Genomic DNA, 15,012 nt, shown 5'->3' with positions numbered 1-15,012 from the left:
CCCGTCAAAACGGGCCACAACACGCCGTCCACAGGAGGCTGGAAACTCATACGCGCCTGCGCTACACTCTGTCTGCATCGGGTTTTCTTATAGCTTACGAAAATTTCTTTTACACAAAATAGACTTTTTCATAATCTAACCCGATGTACAACCCTTCCGTGAGATTTCCGCGTCGATCGGAAATACCGTTTCATCCGCAAATGGAAAACAACGCATGCCGCTGCCAGTGATGGCGCGCGATTGAGAGAGGGGCTTCTGGATAAAACCAATACGGCCTCAAGTGTCTGGGCCGACACGGCCTATCGCTCAAAAGCCAACGAAGACTTCATGGAAAAGCAGGGCTTTGTCTCCAAGGTTCATCGCAAAAAGCCGCATCTCAAGCCTATGCCCCGGCATATCCAGAAATCAAATGCTGGAAAGTCGGTCATCCGCTCGCGTGTCGAGCATGTCTTTGCCGATCAGAAGTCACAGACGGGGCGGTTTGTCCGGACTGTCGGTATCAGTCGAGCCACCATGAGGATCGGGCTCGCCAATATCGTCTACAATATGCGCCGCCTCCTCTTCCTCGAAAGATTGAACGCGAGCCCATAGCCATCCAGCGAGAGACAACTCCCAATCCGCTCAAAACGCAGACTGGACGCCATCGCAAAAACCGTCAATCAAATCGCCAAAACCCAGAAATTACCGGCCAAGCACATCAATCAAGGGTTCTTCGATCCCTCCACCTGTTCAGGACTGGGGGGCAGAGAACGCGGAAGGGGGAGGGGGCTGATCGTAAAAATCCACCCTCATCGCCACCTTGCCCATGGGTGTTACAAAATGAGGCTGCTGCGGTTCGATCAGGCCGGGGGTGGCGGGTGTCAGCAGAAGTTCAGATGGAGGGGCCAGATAAGTGAGCTTCAACTCCCCCTCAAGCACACGGATCACGCCCCACACACCCGCCTTGGTATTATGGCGCGTGCGCAAAGCAGCAGGTAGCGTGTCCTGATCGAATACGGGCGTGGAGCGATAGGGCAGGGCTTCGGTCATAGGTATCACTTTTCGGGGAACAGCGCCTCAAGGTGCTGTGTTGCGCTGGGGCATGGCCCGTTTGGCGTAAAAAGAGAGTGCAAGCTGCAAGCTTCTGGCAATGTTGGCTGCCTTGTCCTGTAGAACAGCGGCTACATCTGCTGGCATGTGTGTGGAGGTGGTCTCACCCCATAGTGCCAGCCACCGATCAAACAGTTCTGGCGTAATCCGGTCACGGTGCTGCATATGCACGGGCACTGGCTGGCCTTTGTAACGCCCGGTACCCAGCATGACGGAAGACCAGAAAGCCGTGAGCGTTTGCAGGTGCTCAGGCCAGTTGGTCACGGCATCTTCAAAAATGGGGCCAAGCTTGGGGTCCGCGCGCACGCGTGTGTAAAAGGCGTCTACAAGTGTTGCCAGCCCGTCCTCGTTTAGTGGCACCCTGCTCATAATATGAGCCTCCTTAACAGCCTGATGTTGAGTACAGTCTATCTGATACGACTGGCAGAAAGGTTGCGCCAGCGCAAACCCGGCACGCCCCCAACGCAGTAGAAATATGGTGAGACAGGCAAATATGGCAATCTTCCCAAGGAGGGATGGATGAACGAACTGGCAATTGCCCGGGCACTGCACGTGATCGGGGTCGTGATCTGGATTGGCGGGGTCTCCATGGCGACAACAGCGGCTTTGCCTGCCCTGCGCTGTGGTGTGTTCGGGGCGGACAGGCTTGCGGCTTTTCAGGCTTTTGAGCGCCGTTTTGTGTGGCAGGCGCGCGGTGCTGTGGTTCTGGTCGGGCTGAGCGGGCTTGTTATGGTCATGAAAATGGACCTCTGGGCCCGTTTTGCTGAACCCGGTTTCTGGTGGATGCACGCCATGGTGGGGTTGTGGCTGGTGTTTGCCATTGTTCTGTTTATTGCGGAGCCTCTTGTTCTCCACCGGCGCTTTAATGTCTGGGCAAAGCGTGACCTGGATGCCGCTTTTGCCGCCTTGCATCGCGCGCATATTGTTCTGCTGGTTCTGGGGCTGGTAACCGTTTTTGGTGCGGTGGCGGGTAGCCATGGCTGGTCGCCGGTCTGATCGTATGCGTGGCACAATACCCTGCGCGGCATAAGGGGTGTATGGGTCATGGCATGTCTGAGCAAAAAACGCCTTCGCAGAATACGGTCAGGGCCATATGCGCACTGGGTCTGGTAAAGGGGTTGCCGCCCGAAGTGGCAGCGCATGTTGCGTCTTTGGCGCGGGTTGATGTTCTGCCCGGTGGGGCTGGTGTGTTCACGCAGGGAGCGGTGGCGCAACGGGCTTATGCGGTGCTTGTGGGGGCGGTGCGTATCCGCCAGATCGGGAGCGATGGCGCGCAGGCACTCATGCGCATGATTGCACCGGGGGAGATGTTTGGCACCGTCGCACTGTTTACCGAAGGGTATTACCCGGCGGATGCTGAAACAGCGATGCCATCGCATATTGCAAGCTGGTCAAAAGCGGACTTTATGGCGCTGACCATGAACTCCCCGCAAATTGCGATCAACATTATCGGCATGGTCGGGCAGCGGCTTGCCAATGTTCAAAACCGCCTGCGTGAAATGGCAACCCAGAGCGCAGAGCAGCGCATTGCCCATGCCCTGCTTATGCTGGTTGAGCAGAGTGGCGCCGTGCAGGCCGGGGCTTGTGAGATTTGTATTCCCCTGCGCCGCAGGGATGTGGCGGAACTGGCGGGCACAACGCTCTATACCGCCAGCCGCCTGCTGGCCGCGTGGGAGAAGGTGGGGCTTTTGGCCCGCTCCCGCCAGATGCTGGTTGTGCGTGATGCCAATAAGCTGCGCAGAATTGCGCAGGGCGGACTTATTTAAAAACATTTTGAATGGACTACACTCTTTGCAGAGTGTCTTGCTGCTGCATGGCTTGACACCTTGCGTGGCCTGTGTGGCAAAAAACAAACAGCATCCTGCCAGGATGTCGCCTGCGCACAGAAACACTTTGACATCGGAATGATATGCCGTCATCCTTGGGTCAGATCTGGTAAATGTCAACGCTGGCATTCGATCCATAAGGTCATGATGATATCTACATTGGGGGCCAATGATGGCCTTCTTGCCCATGGTGGGCGTGCTTGACGTTTAGTCCGGCACTAGGTATTAGTGTTATGGATAGAGGTTTCCTCAAAGCTGGTAATTCCCGCACTCTCCTTGCTGCTTTTCTTTATTTTGATGTGTCTTTCATGGTCTGGGTGCTGCTTGGGCCGCTTGGCATAGCCATATCACATGACCTGCACCTGAACTCCGGCCAGAAGGGGCTTCTGGTGGCCATGCCTGTGCTTGCAGGTGCTTTGCTGCGGGTTGTTGCTGGCGCACTGGTTGACCATTATGGCCCGCGCCGTGTTGCCATAGGCATGCAGTCTTTTGTTATTGCGGGGCTTGCCGCTACGTGGGTGCTGGCACCACACAGCTATGCCGGTCTGTTTCCCGTAGCTTTTGTTCTGGGTGTGGCTGGGGCTTCCTTTGCTGTCGCTCTGCCTTTGGCATCTGGCTGGTATCCTCCGCAGTATCAGGGCACGGCACTGGGTATTGCCGGGGCTGGTAATTCCGGCACGGCGCTTGCCTCCCTGTTCGCGCCCGGGCTTGCGGCCCTTTATGGCTGGACCAACGTGTTCGGGCTGGCCACGTTGCCGCTTGTTCTTGTGCTGTGTGCCTTTATCTACCTTGCCAAAGAACCACCCCGCCGCCCGAGTGCCGGCCTTGTGGCGTGGCTCCCGGTTTTGAAAAAAGCCGATTGCTGGGCTCTGATGTTCTTTTACGGCGTAACATTTGGCGGCTTTGTTGGGCTGGCCTCCTTCCTGACCATCTATTTTAATGACCAGTACGGTCTTTCCCCCGCAGTGGCTGGGAGCTGCACCGCGCTGGTGGTGTTTGCTGGTTCCTTTATCCGCCCGCTGGGTGGCGCACTGGCAGACCGTATTGGGGGCGAGCGTGCGCTGTGCATACTCTATGGGGCCGCAACCGTTATTTTTGGCCTGATCGGTTTGGGGCTGCCTACGATCTGGCTGGCGTTCCCCGCTTTTTTTGCGGGCATGCTGGTGCTGGGTCTGGGGAATGGTGCCGTTTTCCAGCTTGTTCCCACACGTTTTGCACAGCAGGTGGGCATATTGACCGGGCTGGTCGGCATGAGCGGCGGGGTTGGCGGGTTTTATCTGGCCTCCTCTCTGGGAGCCGCACGGCAGGCAACGGGGTCTTATAGTCTGGGGTTTCTGGCTTTTGCCGGTATCGCTCTGATGGCCCTTGTCTGCGTCTCCATCTGCCGCAGAAGCTGGAACAAACCAGCCGATGCACATGGGTCTGACACGACCGGCCTTTCCGCAATTTCCTGATCTTCCTTTCAGCCACGGATTATGACACGTGACCTTGAACAAGAATCGCGTGCGCCCCAGGGGCGCCCTTTTTCAGACCTGGCCAATCTCGGTTCATGCGGCTGTGCTGCTGGGCACTGTGGGGATACACCCCGCCTTGGCGCAGGCTGCCAGTGCTCCCGCGCAGGATACAGTCCCAACTGCACGCCAGACCATTGTGGCGGTGGAGAAAAACAACACGCCCAAACCCGCAAAAGCGGCGGGGCACATCCCCCATACACAGGATTGGGGGGTGTTCAACGCAGGCAAGCAGGCTGCCAGCGGTTTTGGAACAATGGCAGGCTTTGGGCAGGTCCGCTGGGCCGAGGACTGGAGTGATCTCGAAAACGTTCCGGTATCAAAAAGAAATAAGGACTGGTTCAATCGCCTTAAATACATACGCCTGAACAACACAGGCAGTATCTGGCTCTCCCTGAGCGGGGAGGAGCGGCTACGCTATGTGTTTGAAAACCAGCCCATGATGGGCACAGCAGGTAAAACCAACGCCAACCGCGTGCTGTTGCGCAACATGTATGGTGCAGACCTGCATCTTGGTGAACATGTGCGCGCATACGCCGAGTTTTTGTGGGGTGTGGCCGGTGGCTCCAATTACTACGGGTATCAGGCAGGCACACAGCGCGAGCGGCTGGACCTTCAGCAAGGGATTCTGGAGGTAAAGGGGCATTTGCTGGGGGCGAGCATGGGGGTTATTGGCGGGCGGCAGGTATTTGTGGATGCGCCGGTTTCCATGCAGTCGGCCCGTGACCTGCCTAACGTGCAGCAGACATGGGATGGCGTGCGGGGCTACGCGGTGTGGAAGTCCTTTCGTGTTGATCTGTTTGACTTCATGCAGACCAATAAAAAGCCGATTGATGTGTTTGCAGATGGCACAAGTTACAATGCCCGCATGTATGGCGCCTACACATCCACGGCACTGCCATCATTTTCTTTTATGAAGCAGAAGAGCCAGCTTTTTGCCGATGTGTTTTTTCTTGGCTACCTGTTTAACGGTGCCAATGCGGCCCTGCCTCTTGCTCAGGCAGGCAAGACGGAAGCAGGCTCCACCCGCCGGGATAATATAGGCGGGCGTCTGTGGGGGAATGCCGGTCCGTTTGATGTTAATCTGACCGGGGTTTTTCAGGGTGGGCAGTTTCGTCCCGCGCAAAAGGATGCACAAACCCGTCCGGTCCGGGCATTTGCGGTTAACGGCAGTATTAGCTGGAATGCAAAAAACCTTCTGGGTAAACCCTCTTTCGGGATTCAGGCCGATGTGTTTTCCGGCGGGAATTACAACAGCAAGAATGGTGCAGTTGGCACTTTTGCAACACCGTATGTCGCATTGCCATATTATAACGATGTTACACTCGCCCTGACATCCCAGAACCTTGTGGGGGTTGGCCCGCTGATTACAGCAGCCCCCAGACCCAACCTGCGCCTGAGGCTGCACGTGCCGGCCTTCTGGCGTGAGAGCACACAGGACGCCGTTTACGGAACAGGCAAGACCTATGCCTGGCGCAATAACCTGCATGGGGGCTTTGTTGGTGTTTCTCCCCAGGTGCAGGTTGCCTGGAGTTTTGCCCCGCATTTTACATGGACGCACGATATTGCAGGTTTTGCCTCATCCCACGGTATGCGGGAGGCCGGGGCCAAAAGCGGCATGTTTTATATGCAGACCATGGAGTTCAAGTTCTAGGTCCGTATGCCATGAGCCGGGGCAGCTTTTGGCGTGATATGTGGTTCCCTATTTATTTTATTTCGTGTAAGGAACTAATTGGAAGCATCCCATAACAGTTACCGTCAACGGCGGTGGTAACGGGTTAACGGCGAGTTGTTCAGGGGTCAACGGCGGCTCCTTGGCCTGAACAAGGCGTGTTTGCACACAGTGCAAACGCAGGAACCGTTCCATAATGGTGCAGCGTTTTTCCCATTCTGTTTTCTGTAACATGCGTCTTTCCCTGTGTGCACGCCTCCTGCGGGGGCAGCCTTGCGCGCATATGGGCATTTGCGTTGCCACCCCCTGTTCCCAAATTGCGAGGAGTTACTGACCATGGCCACTACCGGCACTATCGTTATCATCGGCAATGGCATGGTGGGGCACTACTGTGCAGAACAGCTGGTCATGCACGGCCTGCACGAAAATTGCGCAATCCACGTATTTGGCGAGGAACTGCACGATGCATATGACCGTGTGCACCTGACCGAATACATGACCGGGCAGGATGCGCTGGCCCTGCGCCTGCATGCGGAAGATTTTCATGCAGCACACGGCATTACCCTGCACCGTGGGGTGCGCGTGAGCAGCATAAACCGGCAGGCACAGACCGTACACAGTGCAGAAGGCGCTTTGCAGTACACAACCCTGATTCTGGCAACCGGCTCCACCCCCTTTGTACCTCTGGTGCCCGGAAATACCGGTACGGCAGGGCTTGTTTACCGGAATCTGGAAGATCTGGACCTTATCCGCGCAGCAGCACAGGGTGCACAGCACGGCACGGTTATCGGGGGTGGTCTGCTTGGGCTGGAGGCCGCCAATGCCCTGAGAATACTGGGCCTGCACACAAGCGTTATCCAGCTTGGTGGGCACCTTATGTCTGCCCAGCTGGATAAGGAAGGCGGGGATGCGCTCAAATGCCGGATTGAGGCATTGGGGATAGATGTGCGCACCTCCCACGCCACAAAGCAGATTGTGCCTGGGCAGACCTGCCGGCACCGCCTGATTTTTGCAGACGATACGTTCCTTGAAACCGATATGGTGGTGTTTTCCGCCGGTATTCGTGCGCAGGACCAGCTTGGGCGTGAGTGCGGGTTGGAGGTGGAGGCACGCGGCGGTATTGTGATTGACCAGAGCTGCCGTACGTCAGACCCGGCCATTTTTGCCGTTGGAGAATGTGCCTCCTGGCAGGGACAGGTTTTTGGTCTGGTTGCGCCCGGCTATGCCATGGCCCGCACGGTTGCGTCCATTCTGGCAGGCGAGGAAGCGGCTTTTACCGGGGCAGACATGTCCACCAAGCTCAAATTGCAGGGCGTGGATGTGGGCTCCATTGGCGATGCCTACGGGGCAACACCGGGGAGTAGGAGCTACCGCTTTATAGGCGAGGCAGATGGCACCTACAGGCGGCTTGTGCTGTCTGGGGATGGTGCCCGTGTTCTGGGTGCCGTGCTGGTGGGGGATAATTCGTATTATGACACCATTCTCCAGTACGTGCAGAACGCGATCAACCCCCCGGCCGACCCGGCAGCACTTATTCTCCCGCGTGGGGAAGGGGCGGAACTGCTGGGGGCCGATGCCCTGCCCGATACGGCCATGGTCTGCTCATGCCATAACGTGACCAAAGGGGCGATCTGCGCAACAATAGATGCTGGATGCACTGATCTGGGGGAACTCAAGCAGACCACAAAAGCCAGCACAGGGTGCGGCGGGTGCGCCGCCCTTTTGAAAAGTGTTTTTGAAACGGAGCTGGAAAGCCGGGGCATTACGGTTGATCGCAGCCTGTGCGAGCATTTTTCCCATACCCGGCAGGAACTGTATTCTCTGGTCAGGGTGCACGGTATCCAGACATTTGAAGAGCTGATGCAGCAGCATGGCCATGGCGGTCTGGGGTGCGACATCTGCAAACCTGCGGTTGGGTCCATTCTGGCTTCGGCCTGGAACAAGCCCATAACCGACCCGCTGTATATTCCCCTGCAGGACACGAACGACACGTTCATGGCCAATATGCAAAAGAACGGCACCTACTCGGTGGTGCCACGCATAGCCGGGGGGGAAATTACACCGGACAAGCTGATCGTGCTCGGTCAGGTTGCAAAAAAATATGATCTCTACACCAAAATTACCGGTGGGCAGAGGATCGACCTGTTTGGCGCGCAACTGCACCAGCTGCCAGAAATCTGGACCGAACTGCTCGATGCAGGGTTTGAAACGGGGCAGGCTTACGGCAAGTCCACCCGCACCGTAAAATCATGCGTGGGGAGCACATGGTGCCGTTACGGTGTGCAGGATAGTGTGGGCAAGGCCCTTGATCTGGAAAACCGCTACAAGGGGTTGCGCTCGCCCCACAAACTCAAGTTTGCGGTTTCTGGCTGCACGCGTGAATGTGCGGAGGCACAAAGCAAGGATGTGGGGGTTATCGCCACAGAAAACGGTTGGAACCTTTATGTCTGCGGTAATGGCGGCATGCGGCCGCGCCATGCGGAACTGTTTGCAACCGACATCGATTCAGAAACTCTTATAAAATATATAGACCGTTTTCTCATGTTCTATATCCGCACGGCCGATAAACTCCAGCGGACTTCTGTCTGGCGTGAAAATCTGGAAGGCGGGCTGGATTACCTCAAGGACGTGATCATCAACGACAGTCTTGGTATTGCCGAAGAGCTGGAACGCCAGATGCAACTGGTGGTGGACCGCTACCATTGCGAATGGCGGGACGCACTGAGCGACAAGGACAAACTCAAGCGCTTCCGCACATTTGTGAACGATGCCCGCCCAGACCCCAACATTCGCACCGTGGCCGAGCGCGATCAGGTCCGGCCTGCTGCCAACCTGCCCGAGGCAGGGAGCCTTGCAGGCCCGCAGGCATGGACGGAACTGTGCGCGCAAACGGACCTTGTGGAAAAATCCGGTGTGGTCGCATGGTGCGAGGGTAATCAGGTTGCTCTGTTCTATGTTCCGGCCACGCAGGCCGAGCCTGCCTGTGTGTATGCGCTGGATAACCATGATCCGTTTTCGCATGCCAATATTATTGGCCGTGGGCTGATAGGGGAGATCAAGGGGCAGCGGGTTGTGGCCTCACCACTGTACAAGCAGCACTTCCGTCTGGAAGATGGCCAGTGTCTGGAGGATGCATCGGTCCGGTTGCGCACATGGGATGCACGGCTGGTGGACGGCAAGGTGCAGATCAGGGTGCGCGCCGGGCAGGGCACACCTGAACTGACGCCTGCCTGACGTGGCCATGCCTGATACTTCATTCCGTTCTGTCTGCCCGTATTGTGGCGTAGGGTGCGGGATTATTCTGGATGTAAAGGATGGAAAAATTGCAAAGGTGCGGGGTGATGCCGCGCACCCTGCCAATGCTGGCCGTTTATGCACAAAAGGCAGTTCGTGCGATAAGCCCTTATATGCGCAGGAGCGTTTAAAAACCGCCTTGTTGCGCCCGCAACGTGGGGCGGATGCCGTGGCGGTTCCGCTTGAACAGGCTATTGGCAAAACGGCAGCAAGGTTGCGGAGTATTCTGGATACACATGGGCCGGATGCACTTGCGTTTTATGTGTCCGGTCAGATGTCTTTGGAGGCACAGTACCTCATTAACAAACTGGCAAAAGGGTATGTTGGAAGCCAGTATATAGAATCCAATTCCCGCCTGTGCATGGCAGCGGCAGGTACAGGCTACAAGCTCTCGCTCGGGGCAGACGCACCACCGGGCAGTTATGAGGATATAGACACCACCAACCTGTTTTTTGTCATCGGGTCCAATATGGCCGATTGCCATCCGATCCTGTTCCTGCGTCTGATGGAGCGGAAAAGGGCCGGGGCCAAGCTGATTGTGGTGGACCCACGCAAAACGGCCACGGCGGAAAAGGCGGACCTGTACCTGCCCATCCGCCCGGGAACAGACCTGGCCTTGCTGAATGGCCTTTTGCATATTCTTGTTGAAAAAGGAGACATAGACAAACGGTTTATCGCGCAGGCAACCCGTGGGTGGGATGCCATGCCTGCATTTCTGACAGAGTATGCGCCCAGCACTGTTGCCGAAATAACCGGCCTGCCTGTTGCAGATATTATGACCGCCGCCCGCTGGATTGCTCAGGCCGGGGACTGGATGAGCCTGTGGACCATGGGGCTGAACCAGAGCGTTGCGGGAACATGGAATACCAATGCGCTATGCAACCTGCACCTTGCCACAGGCGCGCTGTGCAAACCCGGTTGCGGCCCGTTTTCCCTGACCGGCCAGCCCAACGCCATGGGGGGCGCGAAATGGGCTATATGGGGCCGGGGCTACCGGGGCAACGCAGCGCGCTGGTGGCGGAAGACCGCGCATTTGTGGAGGCGCAGTGGAAGCTCCCCCCCGGCACCCTGCGGGATGTAGGGGGCAATGGCGCCATTGCCATGTTTGAGGCCATGGAAGAAGGCCGCATAAAAGCCTGCTGGATTATCTGCACCAACCCTGTGGCCACTGTTGCCAATCGCGGCCATGTCATACGGGCATTGGAAAAAGCGGATTACGTGGTTGTGCAGGACGCTTTTGCAGATAGTGAAACCACAGGATTTGCCGATAGTCTGCTCCCAGCTGCCCTTTGGGCAGAAGCGGATGGCGTGCAGGTTAATTCCGACCGGACCATGACCTTGGCACAAAAGGCGGTTGCTCCACCGGGGGAAGCACTGGCCGACTGGGAGCTTATTGCCCGCGTTGCGTGCGCCATGGGGTTTGAACAGGGTTTTTCCTTTACTTCCGCCGCTGAAGTGTTTGCTGAACTCAGCCGTTTTACAAACCCCAAAACCGGCTATGACTGCGCCGGAGTGAGCTATGAGCGCCTGCGTCAGGGCCCGGTGCAGTGGCCTGCCCCTGTGGGGGACACGCAGGCCCGCCACCCGGTGCGCTATGTACCGGCCGGGCAGGTGCTACCGGTTTTTCCCACCCCCGATGGGCGTGCGATTTTTTACGCGCGCCCGTGGATGCGCCCGCAGGAATGGCCAGATGAGCAATTCCCCTTTGTGCTCAACAGTGGCCGACTGCAACACCAGTGGCATACCCTGACCAAAACAGGCCGTGTTGCCAGCCTGAACCGCCTGAACCCCGGCCCATTTGTGGAGGTTTCGGTGCAGGATGCACAGTTACTTGGGTTGCAGGCGGATGATCGTGTCAGGGTGACGTCCCGCCGTGGGCACATTGTTCTGCCCGTTCAAATCAGCCAGCGCGTGGGGGCGGGGCAGTGCTTTGCTCCATTCCACTGGAATGACCGCTTTGGCCCGGACATGGCCGTCAATGCGGTTACGTCGGATGATGTGGACCCGCTCTCCCTCCAGCCCGGCTTCAAGCTCTGTGCCGTTAAGCTGGAGCGGGTTGCGCCAGATGTCGTGCCGCTCCCAGCCCCCCGTCAGGAAGAAGGAAGTGCCCCTATGCCGCTTGATACCCTGATGCGTCATTTCTCCCTTGATGATCCAGCCCTCCAGCCAGATTTGCCCGAACAGGCCAGAATATGGCTGAAAGGTTTTTTGGAAGGGTTGCGTATGGTGCCCCCACAACCCGGTCTGGTGCCGGATGTACCCGCATCCGCTCCCCTGCCTGTGGAGGCGCGGAGTTATGTAAACGGCCTGCTGGCGGGCCTGTTCAGCCGTGTGGGGGAGGCATGTGCCCAGCCTCTTCCCCCGGATGTTCTTGCCGTGCGGCAGAGCATCCGGGTTTGGTGGGCATCCCAGACCGGTCGGGCGGAGGCGCTGGCCGCTACCGTGGCTGTCTGGCTGCGGGAGGCCGGGTATATGGTGGAACTCGCCTGTCTGGATCACTGCAAGGATGCGGACCTCGGGCAGGGGAAGGCGATTTTTGTTGTCTCCACTTTTGGGGATGGAGATCCCCCCGATTGTGCAACCCCATTCTGGGACACCCTGCGTGCGCGCAAGGAGGCACTGACCGGCCTCTCCTGCGCGGTTCTGGCGTTGGGGGATTCCTCCTATGCCAGTTTCTGCGGGTTTGGCTGTGCGCTGGATGGCCGCCTGCGGGAGCTGGGTGCCTGTATGATCATGGACCGCGTGGATTGCGAACCGGATTTTGAGGATACGGTAGAAGTCTGGCGTGGCCAGCTTCTGGCTGTGCTGGACAGCACAACACCCCCAGTGGCCCCACCCGCCGGAGGGGAGGCCGCACCCGCCACCACGCTGCCCGAGCCCAGAGTTGGCACAAGGGATGCGCCGGTTATTGCCCGCCTTGCACTGAACGAACGCTTGTGTCAGGGCGCTGCCAGCAAGGATACACGCCGTATTGGTCTGGACCTGGGCAAGAGCAGCCTGGACTGGAAGCCCGGAGATGCGCTGGGGATATGGCCCTGCAACGCTGTGGAGGTTGTCAAAACCACTCTGGCGGCACTGGGCCTGCCAGCGGATACTCCCGTGACCCTAAAGGGCGCAGGCACCGTTGGGCTGCACGATGCCCTGTTGCGCCATTTTGATCTGGCACGCCCCAACCCGGCAATGCTGCACGCACTTGGCCGGACCGAAGGCGGCTACCTGCCCGAACTGTTGCAGGCGGCCCGCCTTGATGTTGCAGCACAGGATGTGCCCGCCCTGTTCCGCAGGATGCAGCCCCGGCTTTATTCCACAGCCTCTTCCCCGCTCGTGTCGGGGCGGGTGGTGGAACTGACTGTGGGCGTGAATAACGACCCATGGCCCGGTGTGTGCACAAACTGGCTTGCCGGGTTGCCCGCCGGGGCCGATGTGCCGGTTTTTGTCCAACCCACAACGCATTTCCATCTTCCCGCAGATGGCAGGACGGATGTGATCATGATCGGCCTCGGCACGGGTATTGCGCCATTCCGCGGGTTTTTGCAGGAGCGTGAAGCCCTTGGCGCAACAGGGCGCAACTGGCTGTTTTTTGGCGAACGGCACGCTCAGGAAGGGTTTTACTATCAGGAGGAACTGGCCCGCTTTGCGCATACCGGGTGCCTGACACGGCTTGATACCGCGTTTTCGCGCGATCAACCCAAGCGGATCTATGTGCAGGACAGGATGGAGGAAGCCGGGGCAGAGCTATGGAACTGGTTGCAGGCCGGGGCTTTCCTTTATATCTGTGGAGATGCGGCGCGTATGGCGCGTGATGTGGATGCCGCATTGCGCCGTATTGTGGCACGGCATGGGGCCATGCCAGCAAGCCAGGCGGATGATTATGTTGCCGGGCTGACCAGAGGGGGCCGCTACCTGCGAGATATTTATTAATGGATAAATATCCTGCCCCATCCCCCATGCGCACCCGCATCAAGGTGCTGGTTGCCGATGAAAACCCCGGACGGGCAAAGGCCTTGTCCGATACGCTGCGGGCGGACCCGTCGCTTGATGTACAGTCCGTTCCTGTTGGCATGAGCCTGATAGAAGCCGTACACCAGTACTACCCCGATGTTGTGCTTGTGGACATGGCCCGCGCAGACCGTGATGCGCTGGATAGCGTGCGCGCACTGTCTGTTCCAGCACTGGAACGGCCCATTGCCCTGTTTGTGGATGAGGACGATGTGGACCTTATGGAAACCGCGTTTGATACAGGGGTATGCTCCTACAATGTTCTGGATGCCCCCCCGGATGATGTTAAGCCGCTGCTCCGTGCAGCCATTGCGCTCTATGCGCGTTTTCAGCGCACGCGGGCGGAACTCAGTGCTGCACAGCAGGAAATTGAAGAGCGCAGGATTATTGATCAGGCCAAAAAGCTGTTCATGAAAAATGAAAAAACAAATGAAACACAGGCATATCGCTGGTTCCGAGGGCGGGCGATGCAAACATCCCAGCGTATTGTCACCGTGGCCACCCAGTACCTCGCCGCGCAGCAGAAAAGCGACACACCATGACCAGACCTCTCCGTATCGGGTTGTTGCGCCTGTCTGATAGTGCGCCCGTTATGCTTGCCCATAATGCGGGCCTGTTTGCACAATACGGGCTTAGGACGGAACTGGTGGTTTCTCCCTCATGGGCCAATATCGCAGATGGTCTGGTCTGGAAAACACTGGATGCAGCCATTATGTTTGCGCCACTGGCTATGATGACCTCTTTGGGCAGGCGTGGGCATATGCCAGCACTCAAGCCCCTTGCGACGTTAAGCTATGGGGGCAACACCGTTATACTGCGTGGCACCAACCCGCTGATGGGCCAGTGGCCCACGGGGGATAAGGGGCGTGAGGCTTTTGAGACATGGCGCACTACAATCGGCCGCCGTCCAAGGCTTTCTGTTGTGCATATGTATTCAACCCATTTTCTTATCCTCAAGCGGTTCCTGTTATCCATAGGGGTGAACATGGAGCAGGATATTGAAATTCAGGTCATGCCCCCGCCTGATATTATCAGCGCCCTGATGAATGGCTCCATAGATGGCGGGTGTGTAGGCCCGCCATGGGGGACAGAAGCCTGCCTGCAAAACCTTGCTTTTCTGGCCGGTGGTTCTCAAACCGTTATGCCGCGCCATATTGAAAAGCAGTTTGTTGTGCCACAAGGCACGTCTCAAAATCAGGATGTCTGCAAAGCAATTATCAACGCGCTGAACGATGCCACGATTTTTTTGCGCAATGCGGAAAACAGGCAGACTGTTGCGCATGACCTAGCCGCACCGCTGGAAGAAAAAGGATTAAACCTGCCCGAGGCTGCAACACTTAAGACCTTGAGTGGCGAAGGCTTTACAGAAAAAACACATTACATCCATGGCCATACAGAAGCAGGGAACGTGGCGTGGATGCTGGATGATATGCAGGGGCTGGGCTGGATCACTCAAACGGAACACGATTTTCTGGAAGAAAAATGGAACGTGGAGGGATCGAAGAACCCTTGATTGATGTGCTTGGCCGGTAATTTCTGGGTTTTGGCGATTTGATTGACGGTTTTTGCGATGGCGTCCAGTCTGCGTTTTGAGCAGATTGGGAGTTGTCTCTTGCTGGAT

Annotated in this window: 12 protein-coding genes and 1 pseudogene; 10 read left to right on the top strand and 3 right to left on the bottom strand. The window is 57.5% G+C overall.

Going from position 1 to position 15,012, the window contains the following annotated elements; all coding sequences use genetic code 11:
* Window positions 1-171 precede the first annotated feature (171 nt).
* Window positions 172-591 (top strand): annotated as a pseudogene (locus GOB86_RS12865) (transposase); the annotation flags it as partial.
* 138 nt (window positions 592-729) lie between these two features.
* Here GOB86_RS12865 and GOB86_RS12860 read toward each other — a convergent pair.
* Entirely contained in the window at window positions 730-1,029 is a 300-nt protein-coding gene (locus GOB86_RS12860; RefSeq protein WP_012813195.1) for a DUF1971 domain-containing protein, read from the bottom strand.
* A 27-nt stretch (window positions 1,030-1,056) separates the two neighbouring features.
* Window positions 1,057-1,458 carry a group III truncated hemoglobin gene (locus GOB86_RS12855; protein WP_165992883.1) on the bottom strand — a complete coding sequence of 134 codons (402 nt, stop codon included), beginning with the start codon at window positions 1,456-1,458 and terminating at the stop codon, window positions 1,057-1,059.
* A 150-nt stretch (window positions 1,459-1,608) separates the two neighbouring features.
* Between GOB86_RS12855 and GOB86_RS12850 the strand changes: the two genes are divergently transcribed.
* From GOB86_RS12850 to GOB86_RS12835, 4 genes are all read left to right on the top strand, one after another.
* Window positions 1,609-2,085 carry a hypothetical protein gene (locus tag GOB86_RS12850; RefSeq protein WP_019088889.1) on the top strand — a complete coding sequence of 159 codons (477 nt, stop codon included), beginning with the start codon at window positions 1,609-1,611 and terminating at the stop codon, window positions 2,083-2,085.
* Window positions 2,086-2,138: 53 nt separating this feature from the next.
* Window positions 2,139-2,855, top strand: a complete 717-nt coding sequence (locus tag GOB86_RS12845; protein ID WP_242012670.1) for a Crp/Fnr family transcriptional regulator — start codon at window positions 2,139-2,141, stop codon at window positions 2,853-2,855.
* 293 nt (window positions 2,856-3,148) lie between these two features.
* Window positions 3,149-4,369 carry a nitrate/nitrite transporter gene (locus tag GOB86_RS12840; RefSeq protein ID WP_165992879.1) on the top strand — a complete coding sequence of 407 codons (1,221 nt, stop codon included), beginning with the start codon at window positions 3,149-3,151 and terminating at the stop codon, window positions 4,367-4,369.
* A gap of 103 nt (window positions 4,370-4,472) precedes the next feature.
* Complete coding sequence (locus GOB86_RS12835) at window positions 4,473-6,080, top strand: alginate export family protein (RefSeq protein ID WP_338421532.1); 1,608 nt, start codon at window positions 4,473-4,475, stop codon at window positions 6,078-6,080.
* 57 nt (window positions 6,081-6,137) lie between these two features.
* Here GOB86_RS12835 and GOB86_RS12830 read toward each other — a convergent pair whose 3' ends face one another.
* Window positions 6,138-6,332 (bottom strand): hypothetical protein, encoded by a 195-nt coding sequence (locus tag GOB86_RS12830; protein WP_003631118.1) that lies wholly within the window; start codon window positions 6,330-6,332, stop codon window positions 6,138-6,140.
* Window positions 6,333-6,434: 102 nt separating this feature from the next.
* Between GOB86_RS12830 and nirB the strand changes: the two genes are divergently transcribed.
* From nirB to GOB86_RS12810, 5 genes are read left to right on the top strand one after another with little or no spacing between them, the layout of a single operon-like run.
* Window positions 6,435-9,332 (top strand): nitrite reductase large subunit NirB, encoded by a 2,898-nt coding sequence (gene nirB, locus GOB86_RS12825; RefSeq protein WP_165992877.1) that lies wholly within the window; start codon window positions 6,435-6,437, stop codon window positions 9,330-9,332.
* 7 nt (window positions 9,333-9,339) lie between these two features.
* Window positions 9,340-10,473, top strand: a complete 1,134-nt coding sequence (locus tag GOB86_RS16145) for a molybdopterin-dependent oxidoreductase (RefSeq protein ID WP_242012669.1) — start codon at window positions 9,340-9,342, stop codon at window positions 10,471-10,473.
* The gene (locus GOB86_RS12820) at window positions 10,362-13,313 is read left to right on the top strand and encodes a molybdopterin dinucleotide binding domain-containing protein (RefSeq protein ID WP_242012668.1); all 2,952 of its coding nucleotides are present in this window, start codon (window positions 10,362-10,364) and stop codon (window positions 13,311-13,313) included. Before GOB86_RS16145 ends, GOB86_RS12820 begins: the two co-directional genes overlap by 112 nt.
* Window positions 13,313-13,933 carry an ANTAR domain-containing response regulator gene (locus tag GOB86_RS12815; protein ID WP_019088894.1) on the top strand — a complete coding sequence of 207 codons (621 nt, stop codon included), beginning with the start codon at window positions 13,313-13,315 and terminating at the stop codon, window positions 13,931-13,933. The genes GOB86_RS12820 and GOB86_RS12815 overlap by 1 nt, the downstream gene beginning before the upstream one ends.
* The gene (locus GOB86_RS12810) at window positions 13,930-14,904 is read left to right on the top strand and encodes an ABC transporter substrate-binding protein (protein ID WP_165992875.1); all 975 of its coding nucleotides are present in this window, start codon (window positions 13,930-13,932) and stop codon (window positions 14,902-14,904) included. Before GOB86_RS12815 ends, GOB86_RS12810 begins: the two co-directional genes overlap by 4 nt.
* Window positions 14,905-15,012: the final 108 nt, after the last annotated feature.

The sequence above is a fragment of the Acetobacter lambici genome, from assembly GCF_011516885.1.
GTDB lineage: Bacteria > Pseudomonadota > Alphaproteobacteria > Acetobacterales > Acetobacteraceae > Acetobacter > Acetobacter lambici.
The sequence above is the reverse complement of the archived record's forward strand: the minus strand, read 5'-3'. Positions and strand labels throughout refer to the sequence as shown.